The organism is Flavivirga algicola (assembly GCF_012910715.1).
Classification (GTDB): Bacteria; Bacteroidota; Bacteroidia; order Flavobacteriales; family Flavobacteriaceae; genus Flavivirga; species Flavivirga algicola.
Genome location: NZ_JABBHF010000001.1, coordinates 444,852 through 464,130 on the forward strand (window position 1 = coordinate 444,852; position 19,279 = coordinate 464,130).

Sequence of the window (19,279 nt, forward strand, 5' to 3'; positions counted from 1 at the left end):
ACTTATCAAAATTGAATCCCTCTAAAAAAAATGCGCCCCTAATCAGGAGCGCAAATTTAAGAATATATCTGTTATTATTTTTAGAAAATATAACGCAATCCAAATTGCATTTGCCATCTAGAAGCTAAACTTGAATCAGATCCAAAAGAATTAGCCAAGGTTTCATCAAAAGTATAAACAGGTGTCGCTCCAGAAGTATCCACGCCTATAGGCGATAAATTGTTAGGAACTTCTACAACGCCCCAATCGGAATTGATAAAGTTTCCAAAATTAAGAATATCGATACTCAGCTGAAGGGTATTTGTTTTATCTCCACTAACATTAAATTTAAAATCCTGTAAAATTTTAACATCCCATCTACTTCTCCATGGCGATAAGGCACCATATCTTTCAAAATAACGACCTCGGTTGTCACTTAAATAATCGTCTTGCTGTATAAATCTTTCAAAGGCCTCTGCTTGGCCAGGCCCAGAGAATTGCATTTGCTGCACTTCACTTGCTGTTGGAATATAAATAAGGTCATTGTTCTGAAAAGAACTATCTCCATTTATATTACCAGCATAAGTATAGTTAAAACGCCCACCTTGTGCGTACTCACAAAATGTAGAAATTGTGGTTGCCATTTTATCGTTTGAATAGCTCCATTTTTTACTGGCAACTCCTATAAAACGGTGTGTGTCTCCATATTTAGAATAAGACAGCACATCATTATTGGCATTACCTAAGTTCGGGTTAAAATCGAAAGCATCACCCGTAATCTCAGCTTCAATAGAGTTCACGTCCTTAGCATTTAAATAGTTATAAGCCACACTTGCATAGATACCATTGTCGAAAGTTTTTTGTGCCTTTAAACTGGCATTCCAGATACGTCCTTCATCCGAATTTGTAAAAACATAGGCATTATTACCTCTATCGGTTGGTAAATAAATGGGTCTATTATCTCCTGGCGCATTAAGTGTACCTGATGGGTTTCTTAACCCCCAATTTTGTACATGGGCGCCATTAATATCTTTGGTATAAGACACATCCCCTGTTAAAATGATGCCATTTTCAAATTTATGATCGGCTCCTATATTAGTACGCCATACCTGTGGCCATTTAAACTCTGGATCCACAACCTGGTAAAAGAAGAAATCCAATCCTTGTACTTGGTTCCCTAACCATACAAATGGGAAACGTCCCGTAAATACGCCTGAACCACCTCGTATTTGCGTTTTGCTCTCTCCATTAACATCCCAGTTGAATCCTAAACGCGGAGAAATAAGGAATTTGTTATTTGGTAACGTTCTTGAATCTATTAAAGTTTCTTGATTGGTGTTTGGATTAAAATAAGGAATTGTAGGATCGAAAGTAAAAGGCTTTCTTGCTATATTTTCATCAATTTTATCTCTGGTATCAAAATATAATGGCTTATCGAATCTAATCCCATAAGTTAATTTGAAATTATCATTTACATTCCACTCATCCTGTACATAAAACGCCAATTGTCCAACATTTGTTTCTGCCAAAGACCATCCTTCACCATCTGGCAAAGCATTATTTGTATCAAAAACATTTTGGGCATTAGCCAATGCAGCAGCCAATGTACCATCATTTACATCTGTAAAAAAAGCATTCAAATCTGGGTAAGCTGCAAAAGCACCTACCTCCTGGTTAAAATCACCATCTTCATCATAACCAAAGGCTCCTAAATTAAAGGAGTTATCAAATTGAAACTTCTCAAAAGAAAAGCCAATTGTAAAGGTGTGGTTACCTTTTACCACGTTTAAATTATTGGTAAGTTGAAATACTTTTTGATCCAGTCTATTATTTATAGAAAATGGCTCGTGACCAGCAATAATATAATTAGAACCACTACCATCTTGAATGGTAATAGCTGGTGCTGGTGCAGATAACGGATCTCTAAAATCATCAAAATGTGTATAACCAATTTGGAATTTATTGGTCATCTCATCAGATAATGTCGAGTTCAACTCCAATTGTACCGATTGTAGTCCATTATTTATCTCATATCCAGAGTTCTCAAACTGAAGCGTTGTAAAGCTTGGCCCTCTAACCCCCAAAGCCGTTGGATGTGCTGGTTTTTCTTGAGATGCATTCAAAAAATTGTAAATAATAGCTAAACGATTATTATCATTGATATTCCAATCTAATTTAAAAATTCCCTTAGTGGATTCTGAGGCATACGTAAAACCTTGATAAGCGCCTGTATTATAACCTAAAGTCCCTAAAGCGTTTGACACGTCCATTAAATCGCTTGCACTTACTCTAGACTCGTTAATGGCTCCAGAGCCTGTATTAGGCACCCAGCCATTAGTTCCTAAATCTGTTCTATCATCTTTTTCGAAATTAGCAAAAAAGAACAATTTATTTTTAATTATAGGGCCTCCAATACTAACACCATACTGTACTTGTTCTAAATCTGGTTTAGTAACATCTTCACCTTTAATCTTCCCACCTGTCAAGTCTTGGTTTCTAAAAAAGCCATAAACGGTACCGTGAAATTCGTTCGTTCCACTTTTAGTAACCGCATTTACTGAAGCTCCAGTAAATCCTGATTGGGTAACATCATACGGTGCTGTAGATACTGAAATTTGATCTATCGCATCTAATGAAATAGGTTGTGCACCTGTTTGACCTCCTACTGTTGGTGAATCCAAACCAAAAGGGTTATTAAAAATGGCCCCATCTAAAGAGAAATTATTGTACTGATCGTTTCTCCCTCCAAAAGAATTTCCACTTGCCGATGGTTCCAATCTGGTAAAATCTGCAGCAGACCTTGAAATAGTAGGCAAACGCGTCAATTCACGACGCCCAACACTTGTTTCTGCTCCTGTACGGTCACTACCAAATGTTCCTGTACCTCCAGAACCTTGAATGACTACAGCATCTAATTCTTCATTATCTGCCGTCAAAGTAACATCAAGGTTTTGTGTTTTACCCAAGGTTAAAAAGATATCGTTAAACGTTTGTTCTTGATAACCAACAAAACTAACAGTAATACTGTAGGGTCCTCCTACTCTTAAATTTAATAGGTTAAATCTTCCGTCAAAGTTTGTTGCAGCTCCATACTTAGTTCCTGTTGGGGTATGGATAGCAACTACATTTGCTCCAGGAAGCGGGTTGGATTCTTCATCTAAAATTAGCCCTTTTATGTTTGAAGTCGTTACTTGCGAAAATGCAAGAACACTAAAAAACACGAAAAAAGCAGTCAGAGTTGTTTTTTTCATTTAATATATTGTTTAGAGTTAGCCTACTATGCGCGCATAGCATTAATACCGACAAAAATAAACAAAAAAAAGCCATTCATCGGAATGGCTTTACAATATTTAAATGTTTTATTAACTAATTGTTAATACTTTTAATTTGCTTGTGCAATAACTTCAAAAGGCAAATCAACAGACACCTCTCTATGTAAACGTATCACAGCATTATATTTTCCTGTACGCTTTACAGTCGTTACTGTAATGAATTTTTTATCAATAGCATGTCCTTCTTTTTCTAAAGCTTCAGCTACATTGATATTATTCACAGAACCAAATAGTTTATCTCCGGTACCAACCTTAGCAGCAATTTTAATTTCTAATGCTTTTAATGCTTCAGCAGTTTTATTAGCATCATCAACTATTTTCTTTTCTTTAAAAGCTCTTTGTTTTAAATTTTCTGCCAACACTTTTTTAGCAGAAGCAGTAGCAAGGATAGCTTGTCCTTGAGGAATTAAAAAATTTCTACCATAACCGTTCTTAACCGTTACAACATCGTCTTTAAATCCTAAATTTTCAACGTCTTGTTTTAATATAAGTTCCATTGTTATCGGTATTTTATTTTAATAAATCTGCTACGTATGGCATTAAAGCTAAATGACGTGCTCTCTTAACAGCTACAGATACCTTTCTTTGATACTTTAGCGAAGTCCCTGTTAAGCGTCTTGGTAAAATTTTACCTTGCTCATTTACAAACTTTAATAAGAAATCTGGATCTTTATAATCGATATATTTGATACCTGATTTTTTGAAACGACAATATTTCTTTTGTTTGTTTGTCTCAATATTCAACGGTGTTAAATATCTAATTTCTCCGTCTTTTTTTCCTTTTGATTGTTGTTCTATCGATGACATAATTAAGCTTTTACTTTAAGTTTTTCTCTTCTTCTCTCTGCCCATGAAATAGCATGCTTGTCTAATGATACAGTTAAGTAACGCATAAAACGCTCATCACGTCTAAACTCTACTTCTAAAGCATTAATTACTTCACCAGATACCGTGTACTCAAATAAGTGATAGAATCCACTTTTCTTGTTTTGTATTGGGTAAGCTAATTTTTTAAGCCCCCAATCTTCTTTAGCTACCATCTTAGCTCCGTTAGAAACAAGAAAATCTTCGTATTTCTTTACTGTTTCCTTTATCTGATCTTCAGATAAAACGGGATTTAAGATGAAAACAGTTTCATAATGATTCATAAAAATCTATTTTATTGTTAAAAATTGGGTGCAAAAATAGTTAATATATACATATAAAACAACAATTATTTAAGTATAATAAGGCTTTTCAAAAATTGTTAAAATTATGTTAAAACGAACGCTTTAACGATGATTTTTGGTTTTTAGCCGAATTTTTTGTACTATTGTCGATATCTTAACCGAAATAATATAAAATGTTATGACATTAAACTGTGTAGTAGTAGACGATTCGGCAATACAACGTCTCTCAATAGTCAAGCTGGTAGAGAATCATCCTTCGCTTAACTTAATAGCAGAGTACAGTAGTGCCTTAGAAACTAAAAATGGTTTAAATACGCATCAAGTAGATTTAATTTTTTTAGACATTGAAATGCCAGTGTTAAATGGATTTGAACTTTTAGACGTATTGAACAACAAACCTCAAATTATTTTTGTAACCGGTAAAACCGAGTATGCTTTTAAAGCATTTAATTACGATGCTACCGATTATTTACATAAACCAATTACAAGAGAACGTTTCAATACTTCTGTAGATAAAGCTTTAGAGCAGCATAGACTGACTTTAGACTTTAACGAAGAAGAAGGCGAACATATTTTTGTAAAAAGTAACCTTAAAAAACGTAAAGTTTATATCAAAGACATTAAGTGGATTGAGGCCCTTGGCGATTATGTAAAGTTGGTTACAGAAGAAACGAGCCTAGTAGTACTATCTACGATGAAATCTTTTGAGGCTGAATTACCCGAAGGTAAGTTTTTAAGAATCCATAAATCATACATTGTTAATCTTGATAAGATAGATAGATTTAACAGTAAAAATGTTGAGGTGGGAGCTTATGAAATCCCTTTAAGCCGAAACAAAAAGACGCAATTAGTTGACGCTTTAAACAATATTTAAAATCCAGCTAACTAACCAATTAAACCGGATTAAACTAAAAGTTATCGACATTTAAAATTATTTTAACCGACCGAAAATCTTTTATACTAAAGAAGCTATCATTTATTCTAATGATGGCTTTTTTTGTTTTTGATAATGATTGCTGCTTGGGAATCTTTACCAGGATATTTTTATGAAACTGGTTTCTTATTCTAGAAATTGGTGGCGATTCTGGACCTAAGACATGGTCTTTAAAAACCTGCACCAAGGATTTTGCGAGCCAAATTGAAGCTGCATCAACCTTGTTATAATCCTTATGCTTTAAAGTAATTTTTATTTGCTTGTAAATAGGCGGATATTTATAATTATAACGATCGTTCATTTGCTCTTTATACATCTCTGTATAGTTATTAGTAGAGACCTGTTGTAGAATATTATGGTATGGATTATAAGTCTGAATCAATACCTTTCCCCTTTCATCCGTACGTCCCGCCCTACCCGACACCTGCAACATCAATTGAAAACTACGTTCATGGGCTCTAAAATCTGGAAAGTTTAGCATATTATCTGCATTCATAATACCAACCAGTTTTACATTTCTAAAATCCAAACCTTTAGTTAACATTTGTGTTCCTACCAATATATCTATTTCCTGCTGCTCTAAAGCTGTAATTATTTTTTCATAGCCATATTTACCTCTAGTAGTATCCAAATCCATACGTGCAACCTTATAGTCTGGAAATAATAATTTCACTTCTTCCTCAATTTGTTCGGTACCAAAACCTTTAGTATCCAGTTCTGGACTACCACAAGCCATACAATCTTTTATCATGGCCGAATTGTAACCACAATAATGACAACGCAATTGATTTCTGTATTGATGGTAAGTTAAACTCACATCACAATTAGGACATTGTGGTGAATGACCACAGGTGTTACATTCTACAATAGGTGAAAATCCGCGTCGATTTTGAAATAAAATAATTTGATGCCCTTCTTGTAAAGTTTCGGTCATTTCTTCGATAAGTCTATCACTAAAATGGCCTTTCATCAGCTTCTTTTTAAACTTTTCTTTAATATCTATTAATTCAATATCTGGCATCAAAACATCATTGTAGCGCTTCGTAATTTCTACCAAACCATACTTGTCTTGTTTTGCATTGAAGTAACTTTCTAAACTTGGTGTGGCAGACCCTAGAAGTATTTTTGCATGGTGCATGTATGCCAACACAACAGCCGTATCGCGTGCATGATATCGTGGTGCGGGATCAAACTGCTTAAAGGACTGTTCATGCTCTTCATCAACAACGATAAGTCCTAAATTATCAAATGGTAAAAATATGGAGGACCGTGCTCCCAAAACTATTTTTGCTTTCCCTGAGTTATTTAAAACATGATTCCAAACCTCAACACGTTCGTGCGATGAGTATTTAGAATGAAAAACAGCCACTTGTTCTCCAAAATAATTCTGTAAGCGTTTAATCAACTGGGCAGTTAACGCTATTTCTGGCAACAAGTAAAGTACTTGTTGCCCTTTCTTTAAAATATCTTCAATCAGTTTGACATACACTTCGGTTTTACCCGAGGAGGTCACACCATGAAGCAAGGTAACTGTATGCTTGCCAAAAGCATTCTTTATTTCTTTTAGAGCGGCTTCTTGATATGTATTAAGGTTTTTTGTAGTCTCGTTTTCATCGCCTGAATATTGAATACGATCCGTTTGGATATAATATTCTTCAAGAACACCTTTATCAATCAATGATTTTATAATGGCTGTAGATGCTCCACTTTCGGTAGATAAGTCTAAAACTTTCACTGGTTTTTTCGTCGTTGCCGAAACAGAAAATAAAGTCACGATAACCTGTCGCTGCTTTGGTGCTCTGCTCAAGTCATCCAACAATTTTTCAAGCGCAGTTTCTGAAGAAAAATTGGCATGTAGCTTTACATAACGAACCAATTTAGGCTTATACTTTTCATACACCTCTTCTTCAACAGAAATAGCCTCTTTTTCAATGAGTCGTTTAATAACTGGTAAGACGTTCTTTTTATCAAGAATATTGGAGATATCATGGATTTTTAAAGAGGATTGATGGTGCAATGCTTCAAAAACCAAAAACTCATCATCTTTTAATATTTTTTCATCAATTTCCTTAATATTATTTTTTTGGATTACCGTTTCACTTTCTAAAATAAAAGCACTAGGTAAAGCTGCTCGCATCACATCACCCAATGTACACATATAATAGTCTGCTATCCATTGCCACAATTGTAATTGCTTCGCCTTTACAATAGGAACATCATCTAAAATCTGTTGAATATCTTTAGCTTCATAAACCGTTGGCGGATTATTATGAACATTATAAACAATACCTGTATAAATTTTAGATTTCCCAAAAGGTACCGCAACTCGCATACCTGGTTCCAAAAAATCATATTCAGAAACACTAATACGATAAGTAAAAAGTTTTTTAAGTGGTACGGGAATGATTACATCTATAAAATACTGCATAAACTAACACCTTTTACGTAGTTTATTGAGTGAGGCATTTAATTCGTAACCTAACAATAAAATATTAGCATTAAGCCACAAATAAAACAGTAGAATTAATAATGCCCCAATAGAACCGTAAAGTTTATTGTATTGCCCAAAATTTTCAATATAAAGACCAAACAGATAAGACGACAACATAATTAGCAGGGTTGTAAACAAGGCACCTACAGAAAAGAATTTAGAGTGTTTTCCTTCCTGAGTACCAAAATAATACAAGGTGGCCGTTGCCAAATACACCATAATAATAAAGAATGCATATTTGGCAATATCTGTCCATAATACATTTTGATTTTCCACTTGATAGCCTTTATTCTCCAAAGCTTCAAATACTTCCTGTACCACATATATTTGAAAATAACCTAAAACAGCTATGGTTACAATAAGTAAAAAAGCCAATATCAAAGCTATACTCAACGCGTATAAATATTGCTTGAAAATGTTACGGGTTAATTGCTCATGATATGAATTTTCAAAACCAGAAAACACCGCATTTACTCCATTAGCCATTAAACCTATTGATAGTACAAAAACAGATGACAACAGACCTCCTTGTTGCGTTTTATCAATATTTTCGAATATATTCTCTACAAAAAAATCGGAAGTATTTGGCGGCAAAAAAGATTCTAAAAAGGTTAAAAATTCAATTTTAAAATCATCGATTGGTATGTACGGAATAATGATTAGTACAAACAACAAAAAAGGAAACAAGGCCATAAAAAAACTAAAAGCGATGGCACTTGCACGTGTTGTTAAAGCCCCTCTTACGATACCTGTAATATAAAGCTCTAATAAATCGTAAAATGACAGCCCCTCAAGACCTGGTAATTTTACCTGCTTAAAAACCCGCACCAAGACATTTATTACTGGAATCTTATCTAGCTTGTCTTCAATGGGCTTGGTCATTAATTTATTTTAAAAGTTTAAAAGTTTGTCATTAAACACTAAGCCCCTTAAACTAATTTGAAAGTTATAAAACTAGTTTACAGCCTTTAAACTTAAATCCATATTATGGACAGAATGTGTTAAAGCGCCGCATGAAATATAATTCACCCCACATTCTGCATAGTGCCTAATAGTGACTTCGTTTATATTACCAGAAGATTCAATAAGACATTTACCATCTATTAGTTTTACGGCTTTTCTTGTATCTTCATAATCAAAGTTATCAAGTAAAATTCTATAAATACCGTCACTTTTTAATATTTCCTCAACCTCGATTAAATTTCTGGCCTCAACCATAATTTTCAAATCCTTATCGGTTTCTTTTAAATAAGACTTGGTCATTTCAATAGCTTTGGTAATACCTCCAGCAAAATCGATATGATTATCTTTAAGCATAATCATATCATACAATGCAAATCTATGGTTTTCTCCTCCTCCTATAACCACGGCCCATTTTTCCAATACACGAATTCCTGGTGTTGTTTTACGTGTATCTAGAATTTTAGTTTTAGTACCTTTTAACAAATTAACAAACATCCTTGTTTTTGTAGCTATGGCACTCATACGTTGCATGGCATTTAATACCGTACGTTCTGCTTTTAAAATAGACTGAGAAGGCCCTTCAATATACATAACAACATCACCATAAGTAACCTCGGTTCCATCTTCTATTTTAACATCCAATTTTAAATTTTTATCAACGTATGCAAATACTTTTTTAGCAAAATTAACACCTCCAATAATGCCTTTATCTTTAACTAATATTTTTGCTCTCCCTTTTGCATTTTCTGGAATACAAGCTAAAGAACTATGATCTCCATCGCCCACATCTTCTCTTATAGCATTGGAAATTATCATTTTAACTTCTGTATCGAATTGCTCTTGTGTTATCATATATTTAGTTAGTTTGCAACAAAAATAAGAAATTGATTTACTAAATTAAATTTTACATTTATGAAATTTCTATTTTTTTCATCATTAAATATGTTTTTCGTAAATACTAAATAGTAATTTTGCTATTATGACTATAAAACTTCTCGCCATTGGCAAGACCGATAATAAGGAGCTTCAATCACTAATCGATGAATACACAAAGCGTTTGGGGTTTTATATTAAATTTTCGCTGGAAATTATTCCAGACATAAAGCATGTCAAAAACTTAAGCGAAGCACAACAAAAACAAAAAGAGGGCGAACTTATTATGAGCAAGCTCAACCCGACCGATATTTTGATTTTATTAGATGAACAAGGTAAGCAATTAAACTCCGTAGGCTTTTCCAATTATCTGCAAAAACATATGAATTCCGGTATAAAACAACTAGTTTTAGTTATTGGAGGTCCTTATGGGTTCTCTCAAGATGTCTATAATAAATCAAATGGGAAAATATCATTATCTAAAATGACATTTTCCCATCAAATGGTACGTTTGTTTATTATTGAGCAACTTTATAGAGGCTTTACCATTTTAAGAAACGAACCTTACCATCACCGATAATTTATAAATTCTCTAGTTCCAACCGTTCTTTTTTGGTCAGTTTTGCGACTACCAAACGGTAAGAAACATCTAACCATTCATACAATAACTTATCGGGAATAGAACCATCGACTACAACCCTACTCCAATGTTTTTTGCTAAAATATGAGGGTTCTTCCAATGCATCATATTCTGCACGAAGTTCTTCTATGGTTTCTGGTTCACATTTAATACTAAAACTATCAAATGTATCTATATCGGTAGCGGTGAACATTTTACCCATGACTTTAAAAACAAGTACATTGGGTAACTTAGGAAATGGTATAGACTCTGTAACGCCTTTTTTAGATAGGCAATACATTCTATAAGCTTCAATATTCATCTTATATAAAACTTAAGTTAATGCGTTTTATAGACTTCTTTTCGTTTTTCTAATTGACGCTCTAAATCCTTAATCGTCTCTCTTACAGACACTTCAAAATTACGTTCATTAGAAGTCGCAAAAATTCGAGGACCTGGTAAGCTTAATTCTATATTACAAATTTTACCTGTATCGTGCTGGTTTTCGTCTTGTTTAAAATGCACACTGGCGCTAATTAAAAACTCGTATCTGTTAAATATTTTTTTCAATTTATCTTCTGTGAAAGTCGAAAGTGTCTCGCTTATATCTACACCTACATATTGAATATTTACTGTCATATCTATTTTTATTTATATTAAAATTCTTAATCTAAGATACACGTTTTTTTAATAATGTAGAGTAACAAAAATCATAAAAAGTCATAAAATATTTTCACTTATAAATCAATATAATAGTATTTTTGAAAATTTAAATTCGCTCAGCATATGCAACTCGTTTTCGCCACCAATAACCTTAATAAAATACATGAGGTACAAGCTTTGATTCCTAGTCATATAAAGCTATTAAGTTTGAACGATATTGATTGTTTTGAAGATATCCCAGAAACCCAAAATACCATTGAGGGCAACAGTATTGAAAAAGCTAAATATGTAAAAGAACATTACGGATATGATTGTTTTGCTGATGATACTGGCCTAGAAGTAGCAGCCTTGAACGGGGCTCCAGGCGTGCACTCTGCCCGTTATGCTGGAGAACAACGTGATGCCCATGACAACATGAACAAATTACTAACAGAATTAAGCACCAAAACCAATAGAGATGCGCAGTTTAAAACGGTAATCACATTACTGCTCAATAATGAACAATTTACTTTTACCGGTATATGCAAAGGTGAAATAACAAGTAGTAAAAGCGGTAAGCTTGGCTTTGGTTACGATCCTATTTTTAAACCACAAGGATACCAACAAACCTTTGCCGAAATGGATCTGAGTCTAAAAAACGAAATTGGCCATCGCGGAAAAGCCATTCTTCAATTGGTTGATTTTTTAAATTCCCAACCTTTAACCCGTATCATGCATTAGAAAATCTATTACAGATTGAAACTACTGCAAAATCTAACGTTTTACTGTATTTTTTTGTTTAACCATGGAGATACTATGCTGAAATTAATAACATACTAGATTTTATTGCATTTTCAACCTTCATGACGAAGTTCTAATGCAGAATATGGGTTTAAAAAATTCAGGTATAAAAAACCAAACTTCATGTTGGTGGTTAATATTCTTTATGTTATTTTTAATCTATGACAGAGGAAGAGATCGAAAAAGAAAATGCAGCAATAACCAAAGCCTACAAAGAATTATTAAAAGTTAGCTATACAACGCTATCTGATGACGATAAAAAACTAATACGTAAAGCTTTTGATATTGCTATAGATGGTCACAAGGATCAACGTAGAAAATCTGGGGAAGCTTATATTTTCCATCCATTGGCCGTAGCAAAAATCGTTGCCCAAGAAATTGGCTTGGATGCGACTTCTATTGCTGCAGCTCTACTTCATGATGTTGTTGAAGACAGCCCAGATTATACTATAAAAGATATTGAAAAGTTATTTGGAAAAACGATAGCCACTATTGTAGATGGGCTCACAAAAATATCTTCTTTAAGCAAAGAAAAAGACATGGACGTGTCTTTACAAGCAGAAAATTTTCGGAAAATGCTGCTCACACTTAATGATGATGTTCGTGTTATTATAATAAAAATTGCGGACAGGCTCCATAATATGCAGACTATGGCTTCTATGCGTCCAGATAAGCAAGAAAAAATAGCCTCTGAAACCCTATACATTTATGCGCCTTTAGCACATAGAATTGGCTTGTACAATATCAAAACCGAACTTGAAGATTTAGGTTTAAAATATACCGAACCTGATGTCTATAACGATCTTTATGATAAAATTAAAGAAAGTAAGGAAGAACAGGATAAGTATATAGAAGCGTTTAGTGAAGTTATAAAGAAGTCATTAAATAAAGAAAATTTTGAATACACCATAAAAGGACGTCCAAAGTCTATTTTTTCAATCAGAAAAAAAATGCTGAAACAAGGAGTTTCTTTTGATGAAGTGTACGACAAGTTTGCAATAAGGATTATCTACAAAAGTGAAGAGGCCAACGAAAAGTTTTTAGCCTGGAAAATATACTCTGTAGTAACCGATCACTTTAGACCAAACCCGATACGTCTACGCGATTGGATTTCTTCTCCTAAGTCTACAGGCTATGAAGCTTTGCACATTACTGTTATGGGACCTAAAGGACGCTGGGTCGAAGTTCAAATACGAAGTGAACGTATGAACGAAATTGCCGAAAAAGGTTATGCTGCTCATTATAAATATAAACAGGACAACGAGAAGGAGGATAATTTAGAAAATTGGATCAATAAGCTACAGGAAGCTTTAGAAAACCCAGATACAAATGCCGTAGATTTTGTTGAGCAATTTAAACTCAACCTGTATTCGCAAGAAATATTTGTATTTACCCCTACTGGAGAGTTAAAATCATTACCCAAAGGTGCTACATCATTAGATTTTGCTTTTAATATCCATACCGAGGTTGGTATGCGAACACGGGGAGCTAAAGTAAATGGTAAGTTAGTACCGCTAAGTCACCAATTACAAAGTGGCGATCAAGTCGATATTTTAACCTCAGAAAGTTCCAAACCCAATGCAAACTGGTTGGATTATGCCACTACAGCCCGAGCTAGAAGTAAAATAAAATCGGCTTTAAAAGAAGACAAAAAACGCATAGGTGAAGACGGCAAAGAGATTCTTAGAAGAAAATTAAAACAGCTCAAGATTACGCTTAACGAGGCTTCTACAAATGAACTGGTTAACTATTTTAAGCTTAAAACAAGCCTAGATCTTTTTTATAGAGTTGGTATTGGCACGATAGATAATACCATGCTTAAAAGCTACGCAGCGTCTAGAAGTAATGCTTTGATGAGTTTTATTAAAAATAAAATCTCAAGAAAGACAACTATTAAAAAAGAAGACCTGGAAAAAGAAGAAGTTACGGCTAAATATGATTCTTTGGTCTTCGGAAAAGAAGAAGAAAAGCTGGACTACAAAATATCAAATTGCTGTAATCCAATTCCTGGCGATGATGTTTTTGGCTTTCTAACGGTTAATGAAGGGATTAAGATCCATAAAAAAAATTGTCCCAATGCGCTTAGTATGCAATCAAATTATGCGTACAGGATTATGCAGGCCAAATGGATTGACTCGTCACAACAAGAATTTTTAGCCCAAATTAAAGTTACTGGAATTGACCATATAGGCTTGGTAAGCGATATTACTTCCATTATTTCAGACAATATGCACGTGAATATGAAAAGCTTAAGTTTTGAAAGTGACGATGGCTTATTTTCTGGAAAAATCAATGTTGTTGTAAAAAATAATACCATTATAAAAAAGCTTTTAGAGAAACTTAAAAAAATTAATGGTATCGATAAGGTTACCAGAGTGTAAAAAAAGTGTAAATTTGCGACGGAATTATGAATGCAAAGGCAGATACAAAAAACCAAGATATAGTAAAAAGCGTATTCACGAGCTTTTTAGAGACTAACGGACACCGAAAAACGCCCGAACGCTATGCTATACTGCAAGAAATTTATAATAACACAGAGCATTTCGATATAGAATCGTTATATCTTAGCATGAAAAACAAGAAATACCGTGTATCTCGTGCTACGCTTTACAATACTATAGAATTACTTCTAGAATGTGGTTTGGTGAGAAAACACCAATTCGGACAAAACCAGGCACATTACGAAAAATCATATTTCGATAGACAACACGATCATGTTATACTTACAGATACTGGGGAAGTTATAGAATTTTGTGACCCCAGAATTCAATCTATAAAAAAAACAATCGAAGAAATCTTTGATATAGAAATTAATAACCATTCACTCTATTTTTACGGAAATAGAAAATCAAACACTTAACTAATTTTTACAATGGCAGTAGATTTACTACTAGGATTACAATGGGGAGATGAAGGCAAAGGAAAAATTGTTGACGTACTTACCTCCAACTACAATATTATAGCGCGTTTTCAAGGGGGGCCCAATGCAGGACATACTTTGGTCTTTAATGGCAAAAAACATGTTTTACATACCATTCCTTCTGGGATATTCCATGATGATGCGACAAATTTAGTAGGTAACGGCGTTGTTATCGATCCCGTTATCTTTAAAGGAGAACTAGACAAGCTAGAAGAGCAAAATGTAGATTACAGAAAATCCTTGGTTATCTCTCGTAAAGCACATATTATTTTGCCAACGCACCGATTATTGGATGCCGCAAGTGAGGCTTCTAAAGGGAAAGCAAAAATAGGCTCTACACTTAAAGGTATTGGTCCGACGTATATGGACAAGACGGGTAGAAATGGTATTCGTGTTGGCGATTTAGAATTAAGTGACTGGAAAGAACGTTATAGAGCGCTGGCCGATAAGCACGAATCCATGATTTCTTTTTATAATGTAGATATAGAATATGATCTGGCAGAGCTTGAAGTAGAGTTTTTTAAAGCTGTTGAAGTTTTAAAATCTTTAAAATTTATAGACTCTGAAGAATATATTTACCAGGCACAAAAATCTGGACAAACCATTCTGGCAGAAGGTGCACAAGGCTCCTTATTGGATATCGATTTTGGAACCTATCCTTTTGTAACATCAAGTAATACAACTGCGGCAGGTGCTTGTACTGGTTTGGGTGTGTCGCCGAACAAAATTGGAGACGTATTTGGTATTTTTAAAGCCTATACAACACGCGTAGGTTCTGGTCCTTTCCCTACCGAGCTTTTTGATAAAGATGGTGAAACCATGGCACGTGTCGGTAATGAGTTTGGTGCCACTACAGGGCGTCCAAGACGTTGCGGCTGGTTGGATTTAATCGCTTTAAAATATGCCTGTCAGGTAAATGGTGTTACCCAATTAATGATGATGAAAGGCGATGTGCTTTCTGGTTTTAAAACCTTAAAAGTGTGTACCGCTTACAAATATAAAGGAGACGTTATCAACCATTTCCCTTATAACATAGAACCAGAAAATGTAGAACCCATATATACAGAGTTTAGTGGATGGGATGAAGACTTAACGACCATGTCTGAAGCATCTCAATTACCAAAAGCCTTAAACGAATATATTGCCTTTTTAGAAAAAGAACTGGAAATCCCTATTACCATTGTTTCTGTAGGTCCTGATAGAAAACAAACTATTTTCAGGGAACAATTGGTACATTAAATACTACACAATACATATTTATTATAAAAACGCTCCAAAGTATTTTGGGGCGTTTTTTTTGGTTTGTTACTAGACCAAAATAAAGAACAATTTTTCATAAAATTTAAAAACTATTCTCATTTATAATTAAAACAAAAGACTACTTTTTTAGTAGTCTTTTTCTTTTATATTTGTTTTATGGGGGAACTGAATTTTAATGTATATAATGTCATAATTCTTGCTGGGATTATTCATGGTTTTGTTTTTAGCTTGATCATTTTTTTAAATAAAAACCTTAATTCAAAAACTAATTACTTTCTCGCCTTTACAATTTTAGCTTTAGCTTTTAGCAACCTACAATATTGGTTTATTGATACTGGTATAATCCCTAGATATAAATACGATGATAACAGCCTATTATTTATTCCTTTTGAATTTTTAATGCTCCCATTCTTTTTTCTCTTTGTTAAAAGTTATCTCAATAAAAAAATCAACAAACACGAAAACATATATTTATTCATACCTTTTTTACTAAGTATGATATACTTAGTAGTTAGAAATTTATTAAATGATGATCTAGCTATCATAAAAATTTTCAATTTAATTGTAGAATATATTTCTATCATTTTCTCCGTCACAATCATTGTTTTAGTTTTTAGACTCTTAATAGTTTATCAAAAAAATCATTCAAAATACAATATCCATGATGTTACTATAAAAACAAAATGGCTTAAAAGAATTTTACTTTTGGGAATCTTACTTTGCATTCTATGGGTTATTTCGTTAAGTATATTCAAAAGTTTTTTTAATGAAGGGTATTATTATTTATATCCTTTATGGATTGGCATGTCCATTTTAATTTATTGGATAGGTTATTCGGCTATTTTACAAAAACATTTATATCAAGAAAGAAAAGAAATAAGAAGTAAAATTTCCAATAAATCACATAAAAAGTCACCACTTGCAAACAATAGAGAGAAGTCTACAACCTATTCAAAAATTGATGATTTAATAATTAGTGATAAATTACATCTAGACCCCTCCTTATCTTTAAAAACACTTTCTAAAAAACTTAACTTGAGTGAAGGTTATATTTCTCAACTTATAAATAAAAATTCTAGTTTAAATTTTAATGACTATATAAATTCACTAAGAATTAATGACGCTAAGGTAATGTTGACTAATCCTGATTACGATAATTACACAATTATTGCTATAGGCCTAGAGGCTGGATTTAATTCCAAATCTAGCTTCTATACGGCTTTTAAAAAATTAACAGGAAAAACGCCTATAGAATATAAAAAAAGTGTCCGAAATATGTAACTTTATGAAAATACTGAACCTTATCTACCTATACTCATATTAATATTGTTTCATTAATTAATTTAACTTTTAAACATGAAACAAATATTTTTAAAAACTACATTTTTATTTCTCATCATTATATTTTTTACTAATTGTAATAAAGAAAATATTAGAGAAACACCAATAAATGATATCCAAAAAATTAGAAACGAATTTTCTATTGAGAATTTTAATGATAATACTATTAAAGACAATTTAAGTATTAATTGGGATGATTATTATAAAATAGAGAACCTAAATAATGAATCTATTACTTATGAATTTAATAGTATTTTCACAAGCAGTAATCTTTTTGAAAATGACAATCAAAAACTATATTATGAATACAAACTACTTGCAATTAAAGACGATGTGGATATTTGGAATATACAGCTTGTAAAATTCCTAGCAAAAGATAAAGGAATGCTTAATACAATATCGTATTTTTCTCCTAATGGGTTTTCTGGCACTTTATACCACTATAACTTAAAAGGAGAAGCTTTAAAGATTATAGGATATGAAAATGGGGTAAAAATTAATGAATTCTCTGATGAGACTGGAAATTTGCTTTTAAAACTTCCAGCAAAAGAAGAACCAGGAGATAATGAGGACGGTCCTACTGGCGGAGGTGGTAGAAATTATCGATGGGTTACTGTAACTCATTATACAGACTGGTATAAAATATACCCAAATGGTACTCAAGAATACACTCACTCGGTATATAACAAAACGACTTACGAGTATGTTTATGTAGGTAGTAACAATTCTGGAAGTTCTTCATACAATAACTATATAAGTCCACAATTGGGTAACTCTGAAGTTCCTATTATTCATGGAAATAGGCTTCTTTTAGAAGAAGGAGAAATGTTTGTAGAAACAGCAAACACACCAAAAATAAATGATGTAAAAAAGGAATTAGAATGTTTTGACAAATCGAATTCGGCAAAATTAACTATTTATGTTGAACAGGCTATTGAAAACTCTAGAGAGGTAACTGCAAGACTTGGGCATACATTCATTGGGATTGAACAAAATGGAGTCATTCGAAACTTAGGTTTCTATCCAGATAATGGGGGTGCTGCCAACTTATTTAGTAGCCAGGACAGTGAAATTCATGATAATTCAGGATCACCATATCATGTGAGTATAACTGTTGATATTTCATCAAACCAACTGAGTGGTATCATTAATTATGTAGAAAACTATCCTGTAAAATATGATGTAAATAAATATAATTGTTCAGATTTTGGTATCAAAGTAGCATCATTAGGAGGGTTAAATTTACCCAGTACTCTTGGAGTAGGTTCACAATTTGGCATAACACTTTTTAAAGGGAGAAACCCTGGTGATTTAGGTGAAGATATAAGAGAATTAACCTTACCGCCTGGAGCTACCAGAGATTTAAATGGAGGTAATGCGCCTAAGAAATCAGGAGATTGCTCATAAAATTATAAATTAAATAAAAACATATTATGAAACAGTATCTATTTTTAACAATATTGACATTAACAATATTTTCATGTAAAGAAACAAATCAGCAAAACAAACAAATTATTCAAGGTGATATTTATATCAAATTGATTGACTTCCAAAGTATCATATATAATTTACCTGATGAAGAGCTAAAAAAATTCAAGGAAGGAATTACAAACCCAAATCAAAATAATTATTCCGATTCTGAAAAGAAATCAAGCGAATATTTTAAAATTTTAATAGAGCATGACTTATTTGGCAAACCATTCTTTAAATTAAAGACAAAATCTGAGAAAATAATTAATGTTTACACTACTGAGAATGAATATTTAAAATTAAAAAAAGAATTAAAAGATTTGGATAGAGATAAGCAAAAAATTACTGTACAATTTGAGGGAAATAAAATATCTAATGGAATTTTTGATGCTGATAAAATTTTTGACCAAGCAATATATGAAACCAAAAAAATTATTTCTATAAAAAAGACCCAAGGCAAAACATATTGGGATAAATAATTAACT

At 32.8% G+C, this 19,279-nt stretch carries 18 protein-coding genes; 9 read left to right on the plus strand and 9 right to left on the minus strand.

The window, feature by feature from the left end:
• Window positions 1-80 precede the first annotated feature (80 nt).
• The 4 genes from HHX25_RS01730 to rpsF all read right to left on the minus strand — a co-directional run bounded on the left by HHX25_RS01730 (window position 81) and on the right by rpsF (window position 4,459).
• Entirely contained in the window at window positions 81-3,230 is a 3,150-nt protein-coding gene (locus HHX25_RS01730) for a TonB-dependent receptor (protein WP_169669434.1), read from the minus strand.
• 131 nt (window positions 3,231-3,361) lie between these two features.
• Window positions 3,362-3,808 (minus strand): 50S ribosomal protein L9, encoded by a 447-nt coding sequence (rplI, locus tag HHX25_RS01735; protein WP_169669436.1) that lies wholly within the window; start codon window positions 3,806-3,808, stop codon window positions 3,362-3,364.
• A 13-nt stretch (window positions 3,809-3,821) separates the two neighbouring features.
• Entirely contained in the window at window positions 3,822-4,118 is a 297-nt protein-coding gene (rpsR, locus tag HHX25_RS01740) for a 30S ribosomal protein S18 (RefSeq protein ID WP_019388303.1), read from the minus strand.
• Between the two features lie 2 nt (window positions 4,119-4,120).
• The gene (rpsF, locus tag HHX25_RS01745; RefSeq protein WP_169669438.1) at window positions 4,121-4,459 is read right to left on the minus strand and encodes a 30S ribosomal protein S6; all 339 of its coding nucleotides are present in this window, start codon (window positions 4,457-4,459) and stop codon (window positions 4,121-4,123) included.
• A 199-nt stretch (window positions 4,460-4,658) separates the two neighbouring features.
• Here rpsF and HHX25_RS01750 point away from each other — a divergent pair, with 199 nt between their 5' ends.
• Window positions 4,659-5,354 carry a LytR/AlgR family response regulator transcription factor gene (locus HHX25_RS01750; RefSeq protein ID WP_102754690.1) on the plus strand — a complete coding sequence of 232 codons (696 nt, stop codon included), beginning with the start codon at window positions 4,659-4,661 and terminating at the stop codon, window positions 5,352-5,354.
• A gap of 34 nt (window positions 5,355-5,388) precedes the next feature.
• On the opposite strand, the gene priA is transcribed toward HHX25_RS01750, so the two are convergent.
• From priA to nadC, 3 genes are all read right to left on the minus strand, one after another.
• Window positions 5,389-7,842, minus strand: a complete 2,454-nt coding sequence (priA, locus tag HHX25_RS01755) for a replication restart helicase PriA (protein ID WP_169669440.1) — start codon at window positions 7,840-7,842, stop codon at window positions 5,389-5,391.
• Window positions 7,843-7,845: 3 nt separating this feature from the next.
• On the minus strand, window positions 7,846-8,787 hold the full coding sequence (locus tag HHX25_RS01760; protein ID WP_169669442.1) for a YihY/virulence factor BrkB family protein: 942 nt from the start codon (window positions 8,785-8,787) through the stop codon (window positions 7,846-7,848).
• 72 nt (window positions 8,788-8,859) lie between these two features.
• Window positions 8,860-9,720, minus strand: coding sequence for a carboxylating nicotinate-nucleotide diphosphorylase (gene nadC / locus HHX25_RS01765; RefSeq protein WP_169669444.1), 861 nt, complete (start codon window positions 9,718-9,720; stop codon window positions 8,860-8,862).
• A 127-nt stretch (window positions 9,721-9,847) separates the two neighbouring features.
• On the opposite strand from nadC, the gene rlmH reads away from it, so the two are divergent.
• Complete coding sequence (gene rlmH, locus HHX25_RS01770) at window positions 9,848-10,321, plus strand: 23S rRNA (pseudouridine(1915)-N(3))-methyltransferase RlmH (RefSeq protein ID WP_169669446.1); 474 nt, start codon at window positions 9,848-9,850, stop codon at window positions 10,319-10,321.
• 1 nt (window position 10,322) lies between these two features.
• Here the strand turns inward: rlmH and HHX25_RS01775 are convergent, their stop codons facing one another.
• The gene (locus HHX25_RS01775; RefSeq protein WP_169669448.1) at window positions 10,323-10,682 is read right to left on the minus strand and encodes an MmcQ/YjbR family DNA-binding protein; all 360 of its coding nucleotides are present in this window, start codon (window positions 10,680-10,682) and stop codon (window positions 10,323-10,325) included.
• Between the two features lie 17 nt (window positions 10,683-10,699).
• Window positions 10,700-10,999 carry a ribosome hibernation-promoting factor, HPF/YfiA family gene (hpf, locus tag HHX25_RS01780; RefSeq protein ID WP_169669450.1) on the minus strand — a complete coding sequence of 100 codons (300 nt, stop codon included), beginning with the start codon at window positions 10,997-10,999 and terminating at the stop codon, window positions 10,700-10,702.
• Between the two features lie 147 nt (window positions 11,000-11,146).
• On the opposite strand from hpf, the gene HHX25_RS01785 reads away from it, so the two are divergent.
• The 7 genes from HHX25_RS01785 (at window position 11,147) to HHX25_RS01815 (ending at window position 19,273) form a co-directional block, all read left to right on the plus strand.
• The gene (locus HHX25_RS01785) at window positions 11,147-11,743 is read left to right on the plus strand and encodes a non-canonical purine NTP diphosphatase (RefSeq protein WP_169669452.1); all 597 of its coding nucleotides are present in this window, start codon (window positions 11,147-11,149) and stop codon (window positions 11,741-11,743) included.
• 221 nt (window positions 11,744-11,964) lie between these two features.
• Window positions 11,965-14,184 (plus strand): RelA/SpoT family protein, encoded by a 2,220-nt coding sequence (locus tag HHX25_RS01790; RefSeq protein WP_169669455.1) that lies wholly within the window; start codon window positions 11,965-11,967, stop codon window positions 14,182-14,184.
• Window positions 14,185-14,210: 26 nt separating this feature from the next.
• Window positions 14,211-14,663 carry a Fur family transcriptional regulator gene (locus HHX25_RS01795; RefSeq protein ID WP_169669457.1) on the plus strand — a complete coding sequence of 151 codons (453 nt, stop codon included), beginning with the start codon at window positions 14,211-14,213 and terminating at the stop codon, window positions 14,661-14,663.
• 12 nt (window positions 14,664-14,675) lie between these two features.
• Window positions 14,676-15,962, plus strand: a complete 1,287-nt coding sequence (locus tag HHX25_RS01800; protein ID WP_169669459.1) for an adenylosuccinate synthase — start codon at window positions 14,676-14,678, stop codon at window positions 15,960-15,962.
• A 516-nt stretch (window positions 15,963-16,478) separates the two neighbouring features.
• Window positions 16,479-17,264: a helix-turn-helix domain-containing protein gene (locus HHX25_RS01805; protein WP_169669461.1), complete on the plus strand. Its 786-nt coding sequence runs from the start codon at window positions 16,479-16,481 to the stop codon at window positions 17,262-17,264.
• Between the two features lie 75 nt (window positions 17,265-17,339).
• Complete coding sequence (locus tag HHX25_RS01810) at window positions 17,340-18,731, plus strand: hypothetical protein (RefSeq protein WP_169669463.1); 1,392 nt, start codon at window positions 17,340-17,342, stop codon at window positions 18,729-18,731.
• Window positions 18,732-18,757: 26 nt separating this feature from the next.
• Window positions 18,758-19,273 (plus strand): hypothetical protein, encoded by a 516-nt coding sequence (locus HHX25_RS01815; protein WP_169669465.1) that lies wholly within the window; start codon window positions 18,758-18,760, stop codon window positions 19,271-19,273.
• Window positions 19,274-19,279: the final 6 nt, after the last annotated feature.

What these genes read in the sequence shown, in the direction of transcription:
- HHX25_RS01795 (WP_169669457.1), top strand. Translation starts at nt 14,211, where the DNA reads ATGAATGCAAAGGCAGATACAAAAAACCAAGATATAGTAAAAAGCGTA.
- rpsF (WP_169669438.1), bottom strand. Translation starts at nt 4,459, where the DNA reads ATGAATCATTATGAAACTGTTTTCATCTTAAATCCCGTTTTATCTGAA.
- HHX25_RS01730 (WP_169669434.1), bottom strand. Translation starts at nt 3,230, where the DNA reads ATGAAAAAAACAACTCTGACTGCTTTTTTCGTGTTTTTTAGTGTTCTT.
- rplI (WP_169669436.1), bottom strand. Translation starts at nt 3,808, where the DNA reads ATGGAACTTATATTAAAACAAGACGTTGAAAATTTAGGATTTAAAGAC.
- HHX25_RS01805 (WP_169669461.1), top strand. Translation starts at nt 16,479, where the DNA reads ATGATATACTTAGTAGTTAGAAATTTATTAAATGATGATCTAGCTATC.
- HHX25_RS01775 (WP_169669448.1), bottom strand. Translation starts at nt 10,682, where the DNA reads ATGAATATTGAAGCTTATAGAATGTATTGCCTATCTAAAAAAGGCGTT.
- rlmH (WP_169669446.1), top strand. Translation starts at nt 9,848, where the DNA reads ATGACTATAAAACTTCTCGCCATTGGCAAGACCGATAATAAGGAGCTT.
- HHX25_RS01810 (WP_169669463.1), top strand. Translation starts at nt 17,340, where the DNA reads ATGAAACAAATATTTTTAAAAACTACATTTTTATTTCTCATCATTATA.
- HHX25_RS01760 (WP_169669442.1), bottom strand. Translation starts at nt 8,787, where the DNA reads ATGACCAAGCCCATTGAAGACAAGCTAGATAAGATTCCAGTAATAAAT.
- HHX25_RS01750 (WP_102754690.1), top strand. Translation starts at nt 4,659, where the DNA reads ATGACATTAAACTGTGTAGTAGTAGACGATTCGGCAATACAACGTCTC.
- hpf (WP_169669450.1), bottom strand. Translation starts at nt 10,999, where the DNA reads ATGACAGTAAATATTCAATATGTAGGTGTAGATATAAGCGAGACACTT.
- HHX25_RS01815 (WP_169669465.1), top strand. Translation starts at nt 18,758, where the DNA reads ATGAAACAGTATCTATTTTTAACAATATTGACATTAACAATATTTTCA.
- priA (WP_169669440.1), bottom strand. Translation starts at nt 7,842, where the DNA reads ATGCAGTATTTTATAGATGTAATCATTCCCGTACCACTTAAAAAACTT.
- HHX25_RS01790 (WP_169669455.1), top strand. Translation starts at nt 11,965, where the DNA reads ATGACAGAGGAAGAGATCGAAAAAGAAAATGCAGCAATAACCAAAGCC.
- rpsR (WP_019388303.1), bottom strand. Translation starts at nt 4,118, where the DNA reads ATGTCATCGATAGAACAACAATCAAAAGGAAAAAAAGACGGAGAAATT.
- nadC (WP_169669444.1), bottom strand. Translation starts at nt 9,720, where the DNA reads ATGATAACACAAGAGCAATTCGATACAGAAGTTAAAATGATAATTTCC.
- HHX25_RS01785 (WP_169669452.1), top strand. Translation starts at nt 11,147, where the DNA reads ATGCAACTCGTTTTCGCCACCAATAACCTTAATAAAATACATGAGGTA.
- HHX25_RS01800 (WP_169669459.1), top strand. Translation starts at nt 14,676, where the DNA reads ATGGCAGTAGATTTACTACTAGGATTACAATGGGGAGATGAAGGCAAA.